We start from the raw sequence: 14,686 nt of genomic DNA, 5'->3' as shown, positions 1-14,686 counted from the left end.
CGGCCGGGACGACGGAGCAAAAGAAAAAGGGGGCCCGCAGGCCCCCTTCCCCGTCGCGTCCGGCTGAGCCGTCCGTCGTCAGTCCACGTGACCGTCGTGGCCGTGGGCCTCGCCGTGGGCCCCGGTGGAGGCCTCGGTGTTGGCGTTGGAGCGGTTCCACGCCTCGCCGCCGTCCTGGGTGAACCAGAAGGGCTTGTGCGCCGGCTTGCCCATCTCGTTCATCTCGGTGTCGAACACCCGGCCGTTGGCGATCGTGTAGCGGATCGTGTGGGTGTTCCGGATGTCGTCCAGCGGGTTGGCGTCCAGCACCACCAGGTCGGCCAGCTTGCCCGGCTCCAGCGAGCCGATGTCCTTGTCCATGCCCAGCGCCCGGGCGCCGTTGATGGTGCCGACGCGCAGGACCTGCATGGGGCTCATGCCGCCCTGGGCCATCATCCACAGCTCCCAGTGCGCGCCCAGGCCCTCACGCTGGCCGTGGGCGCCCATCTGCACCGACACGCCCAGGTCGTTCAGCTCCTTGGCGGCCTTGGCGATGTCGATGTGGTTCATCTCGTCCAGCGGGGCCTCGACGTGCCGGCGCGAACGGTCGTCCAGGATGCGCCGGGGCACGTACTTGGACAGGATCGGGTCGGCCCAGACGTCGGTCTCCTGGTACCAGTAGTTCTCGCCGGAGTTGCCGCCGTAGGCGACGATCAGGGTCGGCGTGTAGGCGGTGCCGCCGGCCTTGCTCCACAGCTGCTTCACGTCGTCGTAGATCTTGGCGACCGGCAGCGAGTGCTCCAGCGTGGTGTGGCCGTCCACGACCATGGTCATGTTGTGCTCGAACAGCGAGCCGCCTTCCGGCACCACGCTCATGTCCAGCTCGCGCGCGGCCTCGATGATCTGCTGGCGCTGCTCGCGGCGGGGCTGGTTGTAGCTCTTCACGCTGAACGCCCCGACCGCCTTCAGGCGGCGCAGGTTGGACAGGGCGTCGTCCAGGCTGTCGATCTTGGCCGTGTAGGCCGCGGTCGCGCCGTACAGGATGGTGCCGGTCGAGAAGATGCGCGGCGCGACGATCTCGCCCGCCTTGGACAGTTCCGAGGCCGCGAAGATCTCGGAGGTGTCGTTGGACGGGTCGTGCAGCGTGGTCACGCCGAAGGCGAGCGCGGCGTAGTTCACCCAGCTCTGCTGCGGGATGATCTCGTCCGAGCCCATCGCGCCGTGCCAGTGGGCGTCGATCAGGCCCGGGATGATGGTCTTGCCCGAGACGTCGATGGTCTTCATCCCGGCCGGCAGGGTCGTGGCGGCCAGCGAACCGATGCTCTCGATGCGGTTGCCGTCGACGACGATGACGCCGTTCTCGATGACCTCGTCGCCCTTCATGGTGATGATGCGGGCGCCGACCAGGGCGTACTTGCCCTGCGGCTTCGCATAGGTCGCCTTGAAGCCGATGTTGACGCCCTTGTCCTGGACGCCCGGCAGGTCCTTGGGCGCGCCGTCGACGAAGGCGAAGGCGTCCTTCAGCTCGCGGGTGAAGAACTCAGGCCCCGTCGACCAGGACAGCGCCTTGCCGTCGCCCGACCAGTGCAGCCAGTCGCCGGCGTCCTTCGACACGCGGGTGACGGGCATGGACTTGTTGTCCGGGCCGATGTCGACCGTCTTGCCGGTGGCCGGGAACGGAGCCACGAACGCGTTGTAGCGCTCGGTCCAGGCCACGTACTTCTCGTCCGGGGCCACGGCGAACTCGGTGGCGGCGGTGGTCATCAGCCAGGTGTGGGCGTCCGAGCCGTCGACCTCGATCGAACGCAGGGCGCGCTTCTGCTCCGGCTCGTAGGTCATGAAGAACAGCCGGTCGTTGCGCGCGCCCCACTGGGGCAGCACGCCGTCCTTGGTGACCAGGGTCGGCTTGCCGCCCGCGGCCGGCACCGTCCAGATGCCGTCCTGGCGGCCCCACACGGCCGGGCGCAGATAGCCGTCGGCCGAGGTGCGGTAGGCGATGGTCTTGCCGTCCGGCGAGAAGCTGGGCTCGATGTAGTGGCCGGGCTTCTCGGTGACCACGCGGCCCGCGCCGCCCGCGGCCGAAACCACGCGCACCGTGCCGTAATCGGTGTCCGACCAGGTGGTGTAGACGATCGACTTCCCGTCGCGCGACCAGGACGGATACAGCTCGAAGTGGTCCTTCTGGCTGGTCAGGCGCTTCGGTTCGCCGCCGCCCTTCAGGTCCTTGATCCACAGCTTGCCCAGCGCCTCGTAGACCACCTTGGAGCCGTCCGGCGACGGGGCGGTCCAGCGCAGCATCTTCACGTCGAAGGTGTCCGGCGCGACCTCGACCTTGGCGCGCACGGCCTCCTCGACCTGGCGGGTCGACTTCACGTGGAAGGGAATGTCGGCGACCTTCTTGGAGCCGACGTCGATGCGTTTGATCTTGCCGCCGGCCCAGAACACGATCGACTTGTTGTCCGGGGTCCAGGACATGCCCGGGTACACGCCGTGGACCGCCCAGGTCTCCTGCATGTCGCGGTCCAGGCCGTCATAGACCGGCGTCTCGCGCCCGCTCTCCAGGTCCATGACGTACAGCACGGACTTGTAGCGAACGCGGCGGATGAAGGCCAAGGACTTGCCGTCCGGCGACGGGGTCGGGCGGATCGAGCCGCCCGGGCCGGTGACGAACGGCTCGACGTCGCCGGTCTCGCGGTCCAGGCGGCGGATCACGTAGATCTGGCTGTTCGGGTCCTTGGAGTACTCGAACTGCCCGCCCGGCGTGGCGTCGTCGGAGAAGTAGACGTAGCGGCCGTCCGGCGAGAAGGCCGGCTCGTTGGTGTCCTTCTGCTCGGTGCGCTTCTTGGTCAGCTGCAGGCCGTCGCCGCCGGAGCGGTGGTACAGCCACATCTCGCCGGCGCCCAGCGAACGGGCCGAGGTGAAGTGCTTGCGCGCGACGATGTATTCGCTGTCCGGCGACCAGTCGGCCTGGTTCAGCAGGCGGAAGGTCTCCTTGGTGACCTGCCGCACGTTCGAGCCGTCGCGGTCCATGATCCAGATGTTGTCGCCGCCGCCGCGGTCGGAGGTGAAGGCGATCCACTTGCCGTTCGGCGAATAGCGCGGCTGCATGTCCCAGGCGACGCCCGAGGTCAGCGCCTTCGCCTCCCCGCCCCCGATCGGCATGACGTAGAGGTCGCCCAGCAGGTCGAAGGCGACCTCCTTGCCGTCCGGGCTGACGTCCAGCGACAGCCAGGTGCCGGTGGTGGTGTCGATGGTCACGTCGTGGTGCGGCCCGGGCGGGTTGTTGACGTCCCACTTGGGCTTTTCGTCCGACTTCTTGGCGTCAGCCTTGGCCTCGACGGCCGGGGCCGGAGCCGCCGCCTGGGCGTGCGCCAGCGAAGCCGCCGCACCGAACGCCGCCGCGGCCAGCACGGCGAGAGACACGCGTTTCATGATCTTCCGTCCCCGACTCTGAATCGTTTTGCCGCCACCTTAACGGCAGAGCCGCGGGCGCGCGTGCGTTGTTTCGGGGACAAGGGCTAGCAGCGAAGGCTGCTAGCGGCACGTTACGGAGTTGTAACGGTGGGGGTCAGGCGGCCGGTTTCGTCGCAAACTGGTCGGGGGCGATCTCGGCCGGCCCCCGCGAGGGGCAACACTTAACATTGCTAGGCAAGCGCGAGTCGGGCACCTGGGTGGGGAGCTTCGGGGACTGCTCGGTGGAGGACTTGGACACCGGCGCGACTGCCGCTACTGCGCCTATTGTCGGCGAACAAGCCTTGAGGAGTGCTCTATGACAAACGAGTTTGACGACGCGACTGCGGTCGCCCAAGCCAACTTCCTCCTCACGCGAAACCTCCTCAAGTACCTCTACGTCTCCGGAAAATTCGAAGACGGCGAGTTGTCGGCTTTATTGGACGGCAGCATCAAAGCAGCGGAGGGCAGCAGCAAGCCGGCAGCGGCAGAAGTCCTTCGCGGACTGCGGGTCGACCTAAACGCGTACGACCTCTAATCACCCTGAACGCCAATCGTGTAGCTTCGTTCGCCGAACGCTGGAGGCGCCACGGCGAAGCCCTTCTCCCCCGTCCGTCAGGACACCCCGCGCCTAAAACCCATGCAGGCGAGCCTGCTCTCGGGACCGGGCGGGTCAAGGACCGGCCCGGCGGGCCGGCCGCGCCGCGGCGCGCCTTCGGCGCGTCCTTGAGCCGCCTGGTCCCGAGAGCTTCAATGCCGCCATGGGGTTAAGCCGGGTTCTGCGCCCCAGGAGACGCGACGCGCGAACCACCGCGACCGACGACTATTCGTGCATTTCCGAACCGGCGATGGCGTCGGCGAGCTTGGCGCCGATCTGCCGCCGCATGGCCCCCTTGTCGACAGGCACGCCGGCCGCGGTGCACTGAGACTTCATCGCCGCGTTCGCCATCCAGTTGGCGGGCTGCGCGCCACCGAAGGCGTTGACCACCCGCCCCGGGCTGCACTGGTTCCAGGTGGCGGCGCCCTGGTCGCGGATGATCGTCTTGAACGGACCCGACTTTGAACGCTGGTACGACACCTCGAAGGCGTACTCGTAGTCGGTGCCGCCCTGGCGCAGGTCATACTGATAGCTCGAGTAGTCCGGCATCAGCAGCGCGCCCTGCCAGAAGTCGACCTGCCCCCGGGAAAAGGTCACGACCTGCTGGGTCTCGGGGCGGGGCGTGATCTCGAACGCGATCTGCTTGACCTTGACGATGACCTCCGCCTCGCCCGGAGCGTCCACAAGGTGGATGTTCTCATTGGCCGCCAGGGCGCTCTTCAGGTCGAGCGCGAGCAGGCCGTCGCCGATCTCACCGTCGAAGAAGACGTCGGTGGTGATCGAATCCAACGCGCTCGGGGCGAGTTGCGGGTACTGCCGCGTGAAGGGGCCGCTCAGGACCGCGCGGGTCATGCGGAACTGCGGCATGGCCCCGTAGAGCATGGACTTCAGAGCATCGGAGCCTTGCCGATCGCGCGCGAACGCCTCGGCGCGATTCCAGGCCTCCAGGGTCACAGCGTTGCTGGCCTTCAACTCGGCGACCGTGTTGGCCATGATCGCCTTGTTCACGGTCTCCTGGTCGAGCAGCTTCAGCAGGGCCTCGCTCGTGCGAACGGTCGGCTTGAGGGCGCCAGTCTCGGTCAGCCGGCCGTAAGTCGCCGCCAGGGCGGCCAGGGCCTCGCCCTTCTGGGTCGGCGAGAGCGCGCCGGGCGTCAGCTTCTCGAGCGTGTCAGCCGCCTTCTCGAAGGCGCTCACGGACGTCCCCTGCCAAGTCGCCGCTTCGGTTACCAAGCCGGCGGCGAAGGTCTTGCTCTTCTGGAAGCGGCGTAGCGCGGCGTTATGATCGCGATCCCCCAAATTGAAGATCTCGGGCTCCAGATAGGTTGTCGCCTCGAAGAAGCGCCCGGCCTTGATCGCTTCGTCAGCCTGCCGGCCGCGAGCGGAGTACCCGTCTGCGGCCTGAGCCGTGCCCGCAGCGACCAACGCCGCCCCGGCGACGCCGAGTAGTAGAGCCCTCATAAATCCCCCCATTACCGCGACCCGATAGAAGATCGGGGCGCGACCGCGCCCAACGGCCAAGCTTCAGTGCGGCCGACACATATCAATCCAAAGCTGTCGTCACAACGTCACTCGCGCGAACCGAGCCACCCGTCCCGCCTTCTATTCACCGCCGTTCCGTCCATTCCCACAGAGTGTCCGTGAGCTCCCGGACACCCCGCGGAAAGCATGGACACGCACGACTTCTTCGGAGCGCCAAAAGGCGCCCCTCCCCCGCAAGTTGCCACGACGCCGCCGCCACCCCATGGTGCCGCCTGAAAGCTTCGGGGGGACCAACTGGTGCGGTTCGTCGTCGTCTGCGTCGTCGTCCTGCTGGGGGCGCTGGGCCTGTGGAGCGCGCTCCGGTTCGGCTGGAACCCGCCCTTCCCCCTCGCCTGGGACACGGTCGGCTACGTGGCGGCAGGCGCCGTCGCCGCGTTCGGGTTGGGCTCGATCTCCCGGAGGTCCGGTCGCAAGCCGCCGCCCCCGCGCGACCCGCTCGAAGCGCTGCTGGCCGACGTCGCCGCCCGCGCGGCGGCGTTCCGCGCCGGCGCGGCGGAGCGGCCGCACGCGCCGCTGCGCGACTATCCGCAGTCCCGCGCCGCGTTCGAGGCGCCGACGCCGGAAGACGGCGCGCCCGCGCCCGCCGTCATCGCCGAACTCGCGGCCCTGGCCGAGCCGGGCCTGGCCAACATCACAGGTCCCCGGTTCTTCGGCTTCGTCATCGGCGGCAGCGCGCCGGTCGGGGTCGCGGCCGACTGGCTGACCAGCGCCTGGGGCCAGAACGTCGGCATGACCGCGGCGACGCCGGCGGCCTCGGCGGCGGAGCATGTCGCGGCGGGCTGGCTGCTGGACCTGCTGGACCTGCCGCGCGAGGCCAGCGTGGGGTTCGTCACCGGCGCCACCCTGGCCAACTTCACCGCGCTCGCCGCAGCGCGCAGCGAGGTGCTGCGCCGCGCCGGCTGGGACGTGGAGGCGAACGGCCTGTTCGGCGCGCCGCCCATCCACGTGGTGCTGGGCGAGGAGGCGCACTCCACCGTGTTCTCGGCCCTGCGCTATCTGGGCCTGGGCGACCAGCGCGTGGTGCGCGTGGCGGTGGACGCGCAGGGCCGCATGCGCCCCGAGGCCTTCGCCCAGGCGCTGAGCAACCTGGACGGCCCGGTCATCGCCGTGGCCCAGGCCGGCCAGATCAACAGCGGCGCCTTCGACCCCTTCCCCGAGATCGCCGAGGCCGCCCGCGCCAAGGGCGCCTGGCTGCACGTGGACGGCGCCTTCGGCCTATGGGCGCGCGCGGCGCCCGACCGCGCGCCCCTGGCCCGCGGCGTGGAGCTGGCCGACTCCTGGGCCACCGACGGCCACAAGTGGCTGCAGACGCCCTACGACTGCGGCTACGTGATCGTGCGCGACCGGGCCGCCCATCGCCGGGCCATGAGCATCGTCGCCAGCTACCTGCCGGCGGGCGAGGCCAATCCCGCCGACTTCGTGCCGGAGCTGTCGCGCCGCGCGCGCGGCTTCGCCACCTGGGCGATGATCCGGAGCCTGGGCCGCAAGGGCGTCGCCGACCTGGTCAGCCGCAACTGCGCCCAGGCGCGGCGCATGGCCGAGCGCCTCGGGGCCGAACCCGACATCGCAATCCTGAACGACGTGGTGCTGAACCAGGTGGCGGTCCGCCTGGGCTCAGATCTGGACGACGCGCGGGCCGACGCCCTGACCGACCGGACCATCGCCCGCATCCAGCGCGAGGGCGTCTGCTACGTCGGCGGCGCGGCCTGGGCCGGCAAGCGCATCCTGCGCGTCTCGGTGATCAACGCGGCGACGAGCGAGCGCGACATCGACGTCTCCGCCGAGGCGATCATCTCCGCCTGGCGCGCCGAGCGCGCCGGGGCCTGAGCCCCCTAACGGCCCCGCCCCTCACGCCTTCGTCAGGCAGCGGGGCCAGAACCTGCGGGCGCCGCGGCGGGTCGTGGCGGGTCGCGCGCCGTCCGGCGGGCGGCCTGTTCACGGCTTAGGAGCATCCCGCCATGGAGTTCGAACTCGACGGCCTCTTCACCCTCCACATCGACGGCCTCCCGCAGCTTCCGGACCTGCCCGCACTGCCTGAGCTTCCGGACGTCCCCGGCCTGCCCGAGCTTCCCGACCTGCCCGCGCCGCCTCAGCTCGACCTGGGGGAACGACTGGACGACGTGCGCGACACCATCCGCGAGGCCCTGGCCGACGCGCGCGCCGAGCTGCAGGAACGCCTGGCCGAGCTGCGCGACCACCTGCCCCACGGCGACTGGCTCTCGACCTGAGGCCCGGCGCGCGGGGCCGCCCGCCCCTAGGGGCGCCTCAGGTCCCGCCCCGGCCCGGAACGCCCGTCGGCGCGCGTCGTTGTCCCCAAGCCGCCGGGCGTTGGGGCCCGGCCTTCACCGAGGTGCGCGTCATGACCGACGTGAAGCGGATGCGGGCGGTGCTGCTGCGCATGGCCGCCCTCCTTCGCCGGAGCGGCCATGGCGGCTGGGCCGAGGCGCTGGACCAGCGCCGTGGCGAGCTTTCGCGCGACGCCCTGGCGGCGGCGGCGGCGATCCGGTCCTGGTACGGCGGGACCGGCGGGCTGGACCGGGTGGCGCTGGACCGCCCGGACGCCGAGTTCGAGGCCCTGCGCGACGAACTGCTGTTCATGTGCGCCCCCTTCCCGATCGACGCGCCGATCCCGCCGCTGCGGCGGGTCGAGGGCACGGTGATGCGTCTGCACTGCGGGCGCTGCGCCGCCGACTTTCCCGGCTTCGCCTTCGCCGATCAGGCCGAGCCGGAGGCCGACGGCCTGGCCTGCGCCGCCAGCCGCGAGGCCGACGAGCTGGTGCTGGCGGAGCCGGAGCCGGAGGAGCAGATCGCCTGGCAGGCCGGCGGCGACCTGCGCTTCGCCCGGCGTCTGGCCGCGGAGTACGGCCGCCCCGACCTGCGCGTGCAGCGCCGGCGCGAACGCCCGGCCGATGGGCGGGCGGGCGGCGTCAGCCTGCGCCGCGCCCGTCCGGCCGCCGGCGCCTCGGTGTTCGCCTGCGTCCGCTGCGACGGGGAAAGCCGCGTGGTCGGCGAACTGAGCGTCGAGGAGTTCGAGGCCGCCGGCGGGCGCGTGCACACGGTCGGCGGGCTTTATCGCTGACCGCCTGAACCGCTCCACGCGAAAGCGGGGCGGGCCTTAAGCCGCGGATCGACGCGCTTCACGCCACGGACCCATCGCCCGGGGGCCGCGTTCTCTCCCAGAGCGCTCAGGGAGACCGCGCATGCACGTCCTCCTCATCCTCACCTCGCACGACCGGCTGGGCGACACCGGCAAGAAAACCGGCTTCTGGCTCGAGGAACTGGCCGCGCCCTACTACGCCTTCAAGGACGCCGGCGCCCGGGTGACCCTGGCCACCCCGGCCGGCGGCCAGCCGCCGCTGGATCCCAAGAGCGACGAGCCTGAGAACCAGACCGAGATGACCAGGCGCTTCCGCGCCGACAAGGAAGCCATGGCGCAGCTGGGCTCGACCAAGCGGCTGACCGAGGTCGCGCCCGACGGGTTCGACGCCCTGTTCTATCCGGGCGGGCACGGGCCGATGTGGGACCTGGCCGAGGACCGCCACTCCATCGCGCTGGCCGAAGGCTTCGTGGCCGAGGGCAAGCCGGTGGCGGCGGTCTGCCACGGCCCCGTCGCCCTGGCGGACGTGCGCCGGCCGGACGGCGAGTACCTGATCAAGGGGAAGAAGGTCACCGCCTTCACCAATTCCGAGGAGCGGGCCGTGCACCTGGAGTCGGTGGTGCCCTTCCTGCTGGAGGACCGGCTCAAGGCGCGCGGCGCGAAGTTCGTCGAAGGCCCCGACTGGGCCCCGCACGTGGAGGTCGACGGCGACCTGGTCACCGGCCAGAACCCCGCCTCCTCCGCGCCCGCCGCCCAGGCCCTGATCACCCGCCTGCGCCAGGCCGAGCGCGCCAGCCGGCCGGAGCGCGGGGACGAACGGCGGGTGTAGCAAAAACGTCCCTTCTCCCCTTGCGGGAGAAGGTGGCGCGCAGCGCGCGCCGGATGAGGGGTGTCGGCGCGACGCCCGAACCGTCCGGCGCGCGTTCACTTGGCGCCCGTTCCTGACATCGAGGCGCCGGCACCCCTCATCCGGCCGGCTCCGCCGGCCACCTTCTCCCGCAAGGGGAGAAGGAAAAGCGTCGACGGTTCAACCGTTTGCCCTCTCCCGATTCACCCTTTCCGTCAGCTCAGCCTTAATACCCGTGGTCTATGTTCCGCCCTCTGACGGTCGCCCCGGCGCGCGGCCGCTTCCTTGGGGGAGGAAGACTTCATGCCGAGCCTTCAGACGCTGGACGTCATCGTCGCCGACGACAGCGCCAACATGCGCAAGATCGTCGTCACCCTGCTGATGTCGGCGGGGATCACCAAGGTCCGCCAGGCGGTCGACGGCTGGGACGCCATGACCCAGCTGCGCGCCCAGCGCGCCGACCTGGTGATCGTGGACCTCAACATGAAGCCGCTGGACGGCCTGGGCTTCACCCGGCTGATCCGGGCCGACCGGCACAGTCCCGATCCCTACCTGCCGATCCTGATGATGACCGGCCACGCCGAGCTGACCTGGGTGCGCGAGGCGCGCGACGCCGGCGTCACCGAGTTCGTGGTCAAGCCGTTCACGCCCAAGGCCTTCCTGTCCCGGATCGAGGCCATGGTCATGCGCCCGCGCCCGTTCGTGCGCGCGAACGGCTATTTCGGCCCGTGCCGCCGGCGGGCCCGTGAGGCGCCCGAGGGCGCGCCGCGGCGCCGGGCGAGCGATGCGGTGATGGTGTAGCGCACGCCGCGCTCAGTCCTTCCAACTACCCCGCCTCCGCCGCGTGCAGGGCGGCCAGCCGCTTGACGAACTGCGCCTCGTAGATGTCGCGGTCGAGCTCTTCCTTGAAGCGGGCGCAGCGGCTGGGCGACTTGCCGCGCCAGGCCAGCGCCAGCCGCGTCGGCTCCGGCCCCGCCCCGGCCCAGCGGCTGGTCCACTCGCGATCGCCGCCGAAGTAGTAGGCCCGCCAGCCGAACAGCCGCACCGCCTTGTAGATCAGCCAGGCCTGGTAAGAGTTGGTGCGCGCGCTCTCGTTGCGGAAGTCGCGCATGGCGAACAGCATGACGTGGTCGGCCTGCTTGCGGCCGCCGGCGAAGCGCACGGCGTACAGCCAGTCGTGCAGCACCGAGGCCTCGGCGTAGCTGCCGAAGGTAGGCACCAGCGGCTGCACCGCCGCCGGCACCGAGGCCAGGTCGGTGACGTAGCCCGGCGGCACCCGGAACACCTCGGCGGTCGGCGCGTAGCAGTAGTACCAGGGCCGCGCGACGACCAGCAGCCGCCGGCCTTCGGCGCCCGCGTCGGGCAGCAGGGTCAGGGTCAGCTGGTGGTGCGGACCGCCCTCGTCCGGCGGCGTCGCCAGCAACGACTGCGCCGGAGACAGCGATCGGGCCTGACCGGCGCGAGGCGCGACCGCCGCCAGGCCTGCGACCAGCAGGACGCCCGCCGCCGTGGCCGCTCTGGGCCGCAGCCGCAACCGCGCCAGCCAGTGGCCCAGGATGATCCGCGAGCCGATCCAGCCGGCCACCATCCAGCGGCAGCCGATGGTCGCCAGCGCCGCGAAGAAGGCGGTGGTGAAGACGGCGTAGCCGAAGTGCTCGCGCGGGCTCAGGGCGGCGCGCCCGACCTGGGCGGTCCAGTAATCCGGCCAGTCGACGCCGGTGACGGCGACGAACCCGACCAACGCCAACACCAGATACAGCGTCACGCTGGCACGCGCCGTCATCGGACACCTCCGCCGCGGCGGTAACGGCGCGGGCCGGGAGGTAAGTTCCCGCTTCCCGAGCTTCGTCACCCTCGGGCTTGTCCCGAGGGCCCAGGGTTCGGCGCGCACGAACCTTGGGGATCGGATCGTACGGCGCGCGGCTGCGAACGGACCGAGCGTGGTGCGACGGACGACTGGGCCCTCGGGACAAGCCCGAGGGTGACGACCACGGGAGAAGTCACGCCACTCATCCCTGGTGGAAAGTCACCAGGTCGAACTCCCCCTCCCCGGGCGGGTCGTAGATCGCGGCCATCTCGGCCAGGGCGCGCGGGCCCACCCGGTGGCCGCCGGCCTCGGCGCGGGCGGTCAGCCGGCGCTCGAGCTCGGCCCAGGGGACGGCGAACACGATCGCCGCGCGGACGTAGGCGGGCGGAAACAGGCGCAGGAACGTCGCGCGGGTCGGGGCGCGCAGGTTGGTGCGGTCGATCACCACGTCCCAGCCGCGCTCGACCGCCTGACGGGTCAGCCGCCGCGCCTCGGCGGCCAGCTTCTTCGAGGGCAGCTGCCGGTAGGCTTCGTCGTAGGCGATCCCCAGCCGCGCCGCCTCGCGCTCGATCAGCCGGTCGGTGCTGATCACCGCGAACGGCTGATCGGGCGCAGGGCGATAGCGCTCGACCCAGGTGGTCTTGCCGGAGCCCGGCAGGCCGATCAGGAAGATGGCGCGGGGGCGCATCAGGCGCGCGCGGAGCCGCCCTCGTCCTTCGACAAGCTCAGGATGAGGGCCACTGACAGCGCACTAGAAATCCGCATCCTGAGCTTGTCGAAGGACGAGGATTTCGGCCCCGCCGCCTCAGTGCAGCGAATGCTTGATCTTGCTGATCTCGTCGTGCTCGGCCTTCACCTCGGCGGCGCAGGCGGTGAGCATCTGGCGCACGCGCTGGGGCAGGTCGTTGTCGTCGGCGGCGTGGCGGTACTTGGCCTTCATGACGTCTTCGCCGCGCTCGACCTCGTCGATCACCGCCTTGTCGCTGCCGCCGGCCAGCTTCTCGCGCAAGCCCACGAACTTGTTGTGCAGCTTGCCGATCATCGACTGGTCGTCCTCGGGCTTGGCCCCGAAGCTGCGCACCTCGTCCTGCAGCTTGCGCATCAGCTCGCGGCGGCGCTGGGCGCGCTCGGCGAACATGCGCTTGTACTCGGGATTCTTGGTGTGCTCGGCCGCCTCCTTGTAACCCTCGGCGCTGTCGAGGGTCGTCTCGATCAGCCCGTTCAGCACTTTCACGGCGTGGTGTTCGCTGGCCTGCATGGGAACGCTCCTGTGGTGGTGGCGCGGTGGTGAACACGCGGACGCAACCACCGTTCCCCTTGGAGTCGCCTCGCACGGGAGGCGACGGGACCGTCGCGAGGGAATCGAATTTGCCTTTTTCCGCCAAACACATAGCTTGACCGTAGAGTGGGCGTCGGGGGGCGTCGCGTGTTTGGGTTCTTACGTACGCGCAAGCGGAAGCTGTTCGACGCCGAGGTCGACCAGATCGTCGGCTATCTGATCGTCCGCCACGGCCGCGCCGCGCTCGCCGAGGCGGTGCTCAAGGTCGAGGAGCACACGGCCCGCGGCAGCCGCCGCGCCAAGCTGTATCGCGAGGTGGAGAAGCGGCTGCGGCGGCGCAAGGTCTGAGCCCCGGGCGCTAGCGCCGCCGCCGCGCCGCGAACACGCCCAGGCCGATCGCGCCGACGAACAGCCCCGCCAGCGCCGCCAGGAAGCCCGTCAGCGACATCCCCTCGCCCGCCTCTTCCGGCGCCGGCGCGGCCGGCAGCGGGCCGAGGTCGGCGACCGCGTCCTCGGCCGGAACGAACTCGTAGCCCAGCGCGCGGACGCCCCGCACGGTCGCCATCAGCTCCGCCGGGTCGCGATACCAGTGGTGGTAGAAGCTGGCGAAGCCGTCGCGGACCGCCAGGTTGCGCTCGGCCGAGCCGATCACCGCCTCGACCGTGCGCCCGCCGGCGGCGGCCTGGTCGGGGGCCGGCCGGCCCAGGTTCTCCGGCACGACCACCGCGCCGCGGATGTCACGCACCGGATAGGGCACGAACTGGTGGAACGGCCGGCGCAGGTCCGGCCGCCCGGCCCGCTCGCCGGGGAAGTAGTTCACCTGCTCGTACTGCACCGGCAAGCGCGACCCGATCGCGGCATAGGCCGCCGGCGAAGCCGCATAGTGCGGGGTGGTGAAGATGCGCGGCCGGGCCAGGCCCGCCCGGCGCCAGACCTCCAGCCCCTCGTCCAGCCGCGCCTGCCAGGCGCTCTCGTCGTCGTCCGGCAGCGGCCCGTCCAGCGTCATGCGCCCGCCGGCGTCGGCGGTCGCGCCGTAGAACTCGTAGTCGCCGCCGCTGACCTCGCCGAACGGGTTGGGCCGCACGTCGGTCTGGTGGGTGTGGCCGTGCATGACCAGGGTCCCGCCGCTGGCCACCATGTAGCGCAAGGCCTGCACCACCAGCGGCCGGTCCTTCAAAGTGAAGCTCGTCGGCCGCCCGCCGGAGAACCTGCCCATGGGGTCGCGGTAGGTGTCGTAGACCGCCACCTGGAACGGCACGCCCTCGGCGAACAGCAGGTCGGCGATGCGGCGCAGGCGGTCGGGATCGGCCTCGGGGCCGACGTCCTCGATGCGCACCAGCGCCCGGTGGCGCTCGGGCCCGCCCGGATCGGCCCAGCGCTGCACCAGGGCGGCGAAGGCGACGTAGCGATCGTCCTCGGACAGGTAGGCGTAGGGCGTCTCGGCCACGTAGACGAAGTCGCCGGAGCGCACGGCCCAGGGGACGGGCGCGGCGGCTTCCCCCTCGGCGGTGGCCAGCACCTCGGCCTTGGCCGGGTCAGTAACCTCGACGCCGGGCAGGCCGGCGGCGGACTCCGCCCGGCGGGTGAAGTCGCGGCCGCGATAGGCGACCTGCGTGCGCGCCCGGGTGTCGTAGGCCCCGGGACGCCAGCCGAACCGCTGGGCGAAGCCGGGGGTGGCGGCGGCCAGCTGGTGGATCCCGTGCTGCAGCCACAGCACCGGATGCTCGCTGGCGGCGACGTCGGCCAGGAAGGTCGGCGACGGCTCCGCGTCGTACTCCGACCCCACATAGGCCAGGGCGCGATAGTTCTGCAGCTCGCCGGCCCGGTAGCCGCTCAGCGGGCGTATCTCGGCCGGGCCATAGCGGCCCAGCAGGTTGGCGGTGAACACGCCGTAGACCTCGCCGAGCTCGGGCCGGGCGCCGCCGTCGTCGTAGACCACCAGGAACGGCTTGGCCGCCCCTCGGACGGGGGCCGGCGCCTGTGCCTGGGCCGGCGCCAGCCCGGCCAGCCCGAGGCCGAGCGCCACCAGCAGGCGCGCCAGGAGCGCCACGATCGAACGACGCGGTTGCATGACCGGCGTTCTACCGCAG

13 protein-coding genes and 1 pseudogene are annotated in these 14,686 nt (G+C 71.2%); 7 read left to right on the top strand and 7 right to left on the bottom strand.

From position 1 onward, the window contains the following. Positions 1-78 precede the first annotated feature (78 nt). On the bottom strand, positions 79-3,411 hold the full coding sequence (locus H8B08_RS06025) for an amidohydrolase family protein (protein ID WP_187449299.1): 3,333 nt from the start codon (positions 3,409-3,411) through the stop codon (positions 79-81). Between the two features lie 337 nt (positions 3,412-3,748). Between H8B08_RS06025 and H8B08_RS06020 the strand changes: the two genes are divergently transcribed. Beyond that, on the top strand, positions 3,749-3,967 hold the full coding sequence (locus H8B08_RS06020) for a hypothetical protein (protein ID WP_187449298.1): 219 nt from the start codon (positions 3,749-3,751) through the stop codon (positions 3,965-3,967). A 285-nt stretch (positions 3,968-4,252) separates the two neighbouring features. Here H8B08_RS06020 and H8B08_RS06015 read toward each other — a convergent pair whose 3' ends face one another. Further along, positions 4,253-5,449, bottom strand: coding sequence for a hypothetical protein (locus H8B08_RS06015; protein ID WP_187449297.1), 1,197 nt, complete (start codon positions 5,447-5,449; stop codon positions 4,253-4,255). Between the two features lie 354 nt (positions 5,450-5,803). Between H8B08_RS06015 and H8B08_RS06010 the strand changes: the two genes are divergently transcribed. The 5 genes from H8B08_RS06010 (at position 5,804) to H8B08_RS05990 (ending at position 10,311) form a co-directional block, all read left to right on the top strand. After that, positions 5,804-7,393 carry an aspartate aminotransferase family protein gene (locus H8B08_RS06010; protein WP_222934339.1) on the top strand — a complete coding sequence of 530 codons (1,590 nt, stop codon included), beginning with the start codon at positions 5,804-5,806 and terminating at the stop codon, positions 7,391-7,393. Positions 7,394-7,524: 131 nt separating this feature from the next. Further along, positions 7,525-7,794 carry a hypothetical protein gene (locus H8B08_RS06005; RefSeq protein WP_187449451.1) on the top strand — a complete coding sequence of 90 codons (270 nt, stop codon included), beginning with the start codon at positions 7,525-7,527 and terminating at the stop codon, positions 7,792-7,794. A 131-nt stretch (positions 7,795-7,925) separates the two neighbouring features. Next, positions 7,926-8,645 (top strand): hypothetical protein, encoded by a 720-nt coding sequence (locus tag H8B08_RS06000; RefSeq protein WP_187449296.1) that lies wholly within the window; start codon positions 7,926-7,928, stop codon positions 8,643-8,645. Positions 8,646-8,766: 121 nt separating this feature from the next. After that, positions 8,767-9,492 (top strand): type 1 glutamine amidotransferase domain-containing protein, encoded by a 726-nt coding sequence (locus H8B08_RS05995; protein ID WP_187449295.1) that lies wholly within the window; start codon positions 8,767-8,769, stop codon positions 9,490-9,492. A 321-nt stretch (positions 9,493-9,813) separates the two neighbouring features. Then, the gene (locus H8B08_RS05990) at positions 9,814-10,311 is read left to right on the top strand and encodes a response regulator (RefSeq protein WP_187449294.1); all 498 of its coding nucleotides are present in this window, start codon (positions 9,814-9,816) and stop codon (positions 10,309-10,311) included. 25 nt (positions 10,312-10,336) lie between these two features. Here H8B08_RS05990 and H8B08_RS05985 read toward each other — a convergent pair whose 3' ends face one another. The 4 genes and pseudogenes from H8B08_RS05985 to H8B08_RS05975 form a co-directional block, all read right to left on the bottom strand. Then, positions 10,337-11,293, bottom strand: a complete 957-nt coding sequence (locus H8B08_RS05985) for a DUF1353 domain-containing protein (protein WP_187449293.1) — start codon at positions 11,291-11,293, stop codon at positions 10,337-10,339. A 226-nt stretch (positions 11,294-11,519) separates the two neighbouring features. Continuing rightward, entirely contained in the window at positions 11,520-12,005 is a 486-nt protein-coding gene (locus tag H8B08_RS05980) for an ATP-binding protein (RefSeq protein WP_187449292.1), read from the bottom strand. 12 nt (positions 12,006-12,017) lie between these two features. Further along, positions 12,018-12,107 (bottom strand): annotated as a pseudogene (locus tag H8B08_RS19095) (hypothetical protein); the annotation flags it as partial. Between the two features lie 15 nt (positions 12,108-12,122). Next, positions 12,123-12,575: a PA2169 family four-helix-bundle protein gene (locus tag H8B08_RS05975; RefSeq protein WP_187449291.1), complete on the bottom strand. Its 453-nt coding sequence runs from the start codon at positions 12,573-12,575 to the stop codon at positions 12,123-12,125. A gap of 168 nt (positions 12,576-12,743) precedes the next feature. On the opposite strand from H8B08_RS05975, the gene H8B08_RS05970 reads away from it, so the two are divergent. Further along, the gene (locus H8B08_RS05970; protein ID WP_187449290.1) at positions 12,744-12,944 is read left to right on the top strand and encodes a hypothetical protein; all 201 of its coding nucleotides are present in this window, start codon (positions 12,744-12,746) and stop codon (positions 12,942-12,944) included. A 10-nt stretch (positions 12,945-12,954) separates the two neighbouring features. Here the strand turns inward: H8B08_RS05970 and H8B08_RS05965 are convergent, their stop codons facing one another. Beyond that, positions 12,955-14,667, bottom strand: a complete 1,713-nt coding sequence (locus H8B08_RS05965) for a DUF2334 domain-containing protein (protein WP_187449289.1) — start codon at positions 14,665-14,667, stop codon at positions 12,955-12,957. Positions 14,668-14,686: the final 19 nt, after the last annotated feature.

This window comes from Caulobacter sp. 17J80-11, from assembly GCF_014349105.1.
Taxonomy (GTDB): domain Bacteria; phylum Pseudomonadota; class Alphaproteobacteria; order Caulobacterales; family Caulobacteraceae; genus 17J80-11.
The sequence above is the reverse complement of the archived record's forward strand: the minus strand, read 5'-3'. Positions and strand labels throughout refer to the sequence as shown.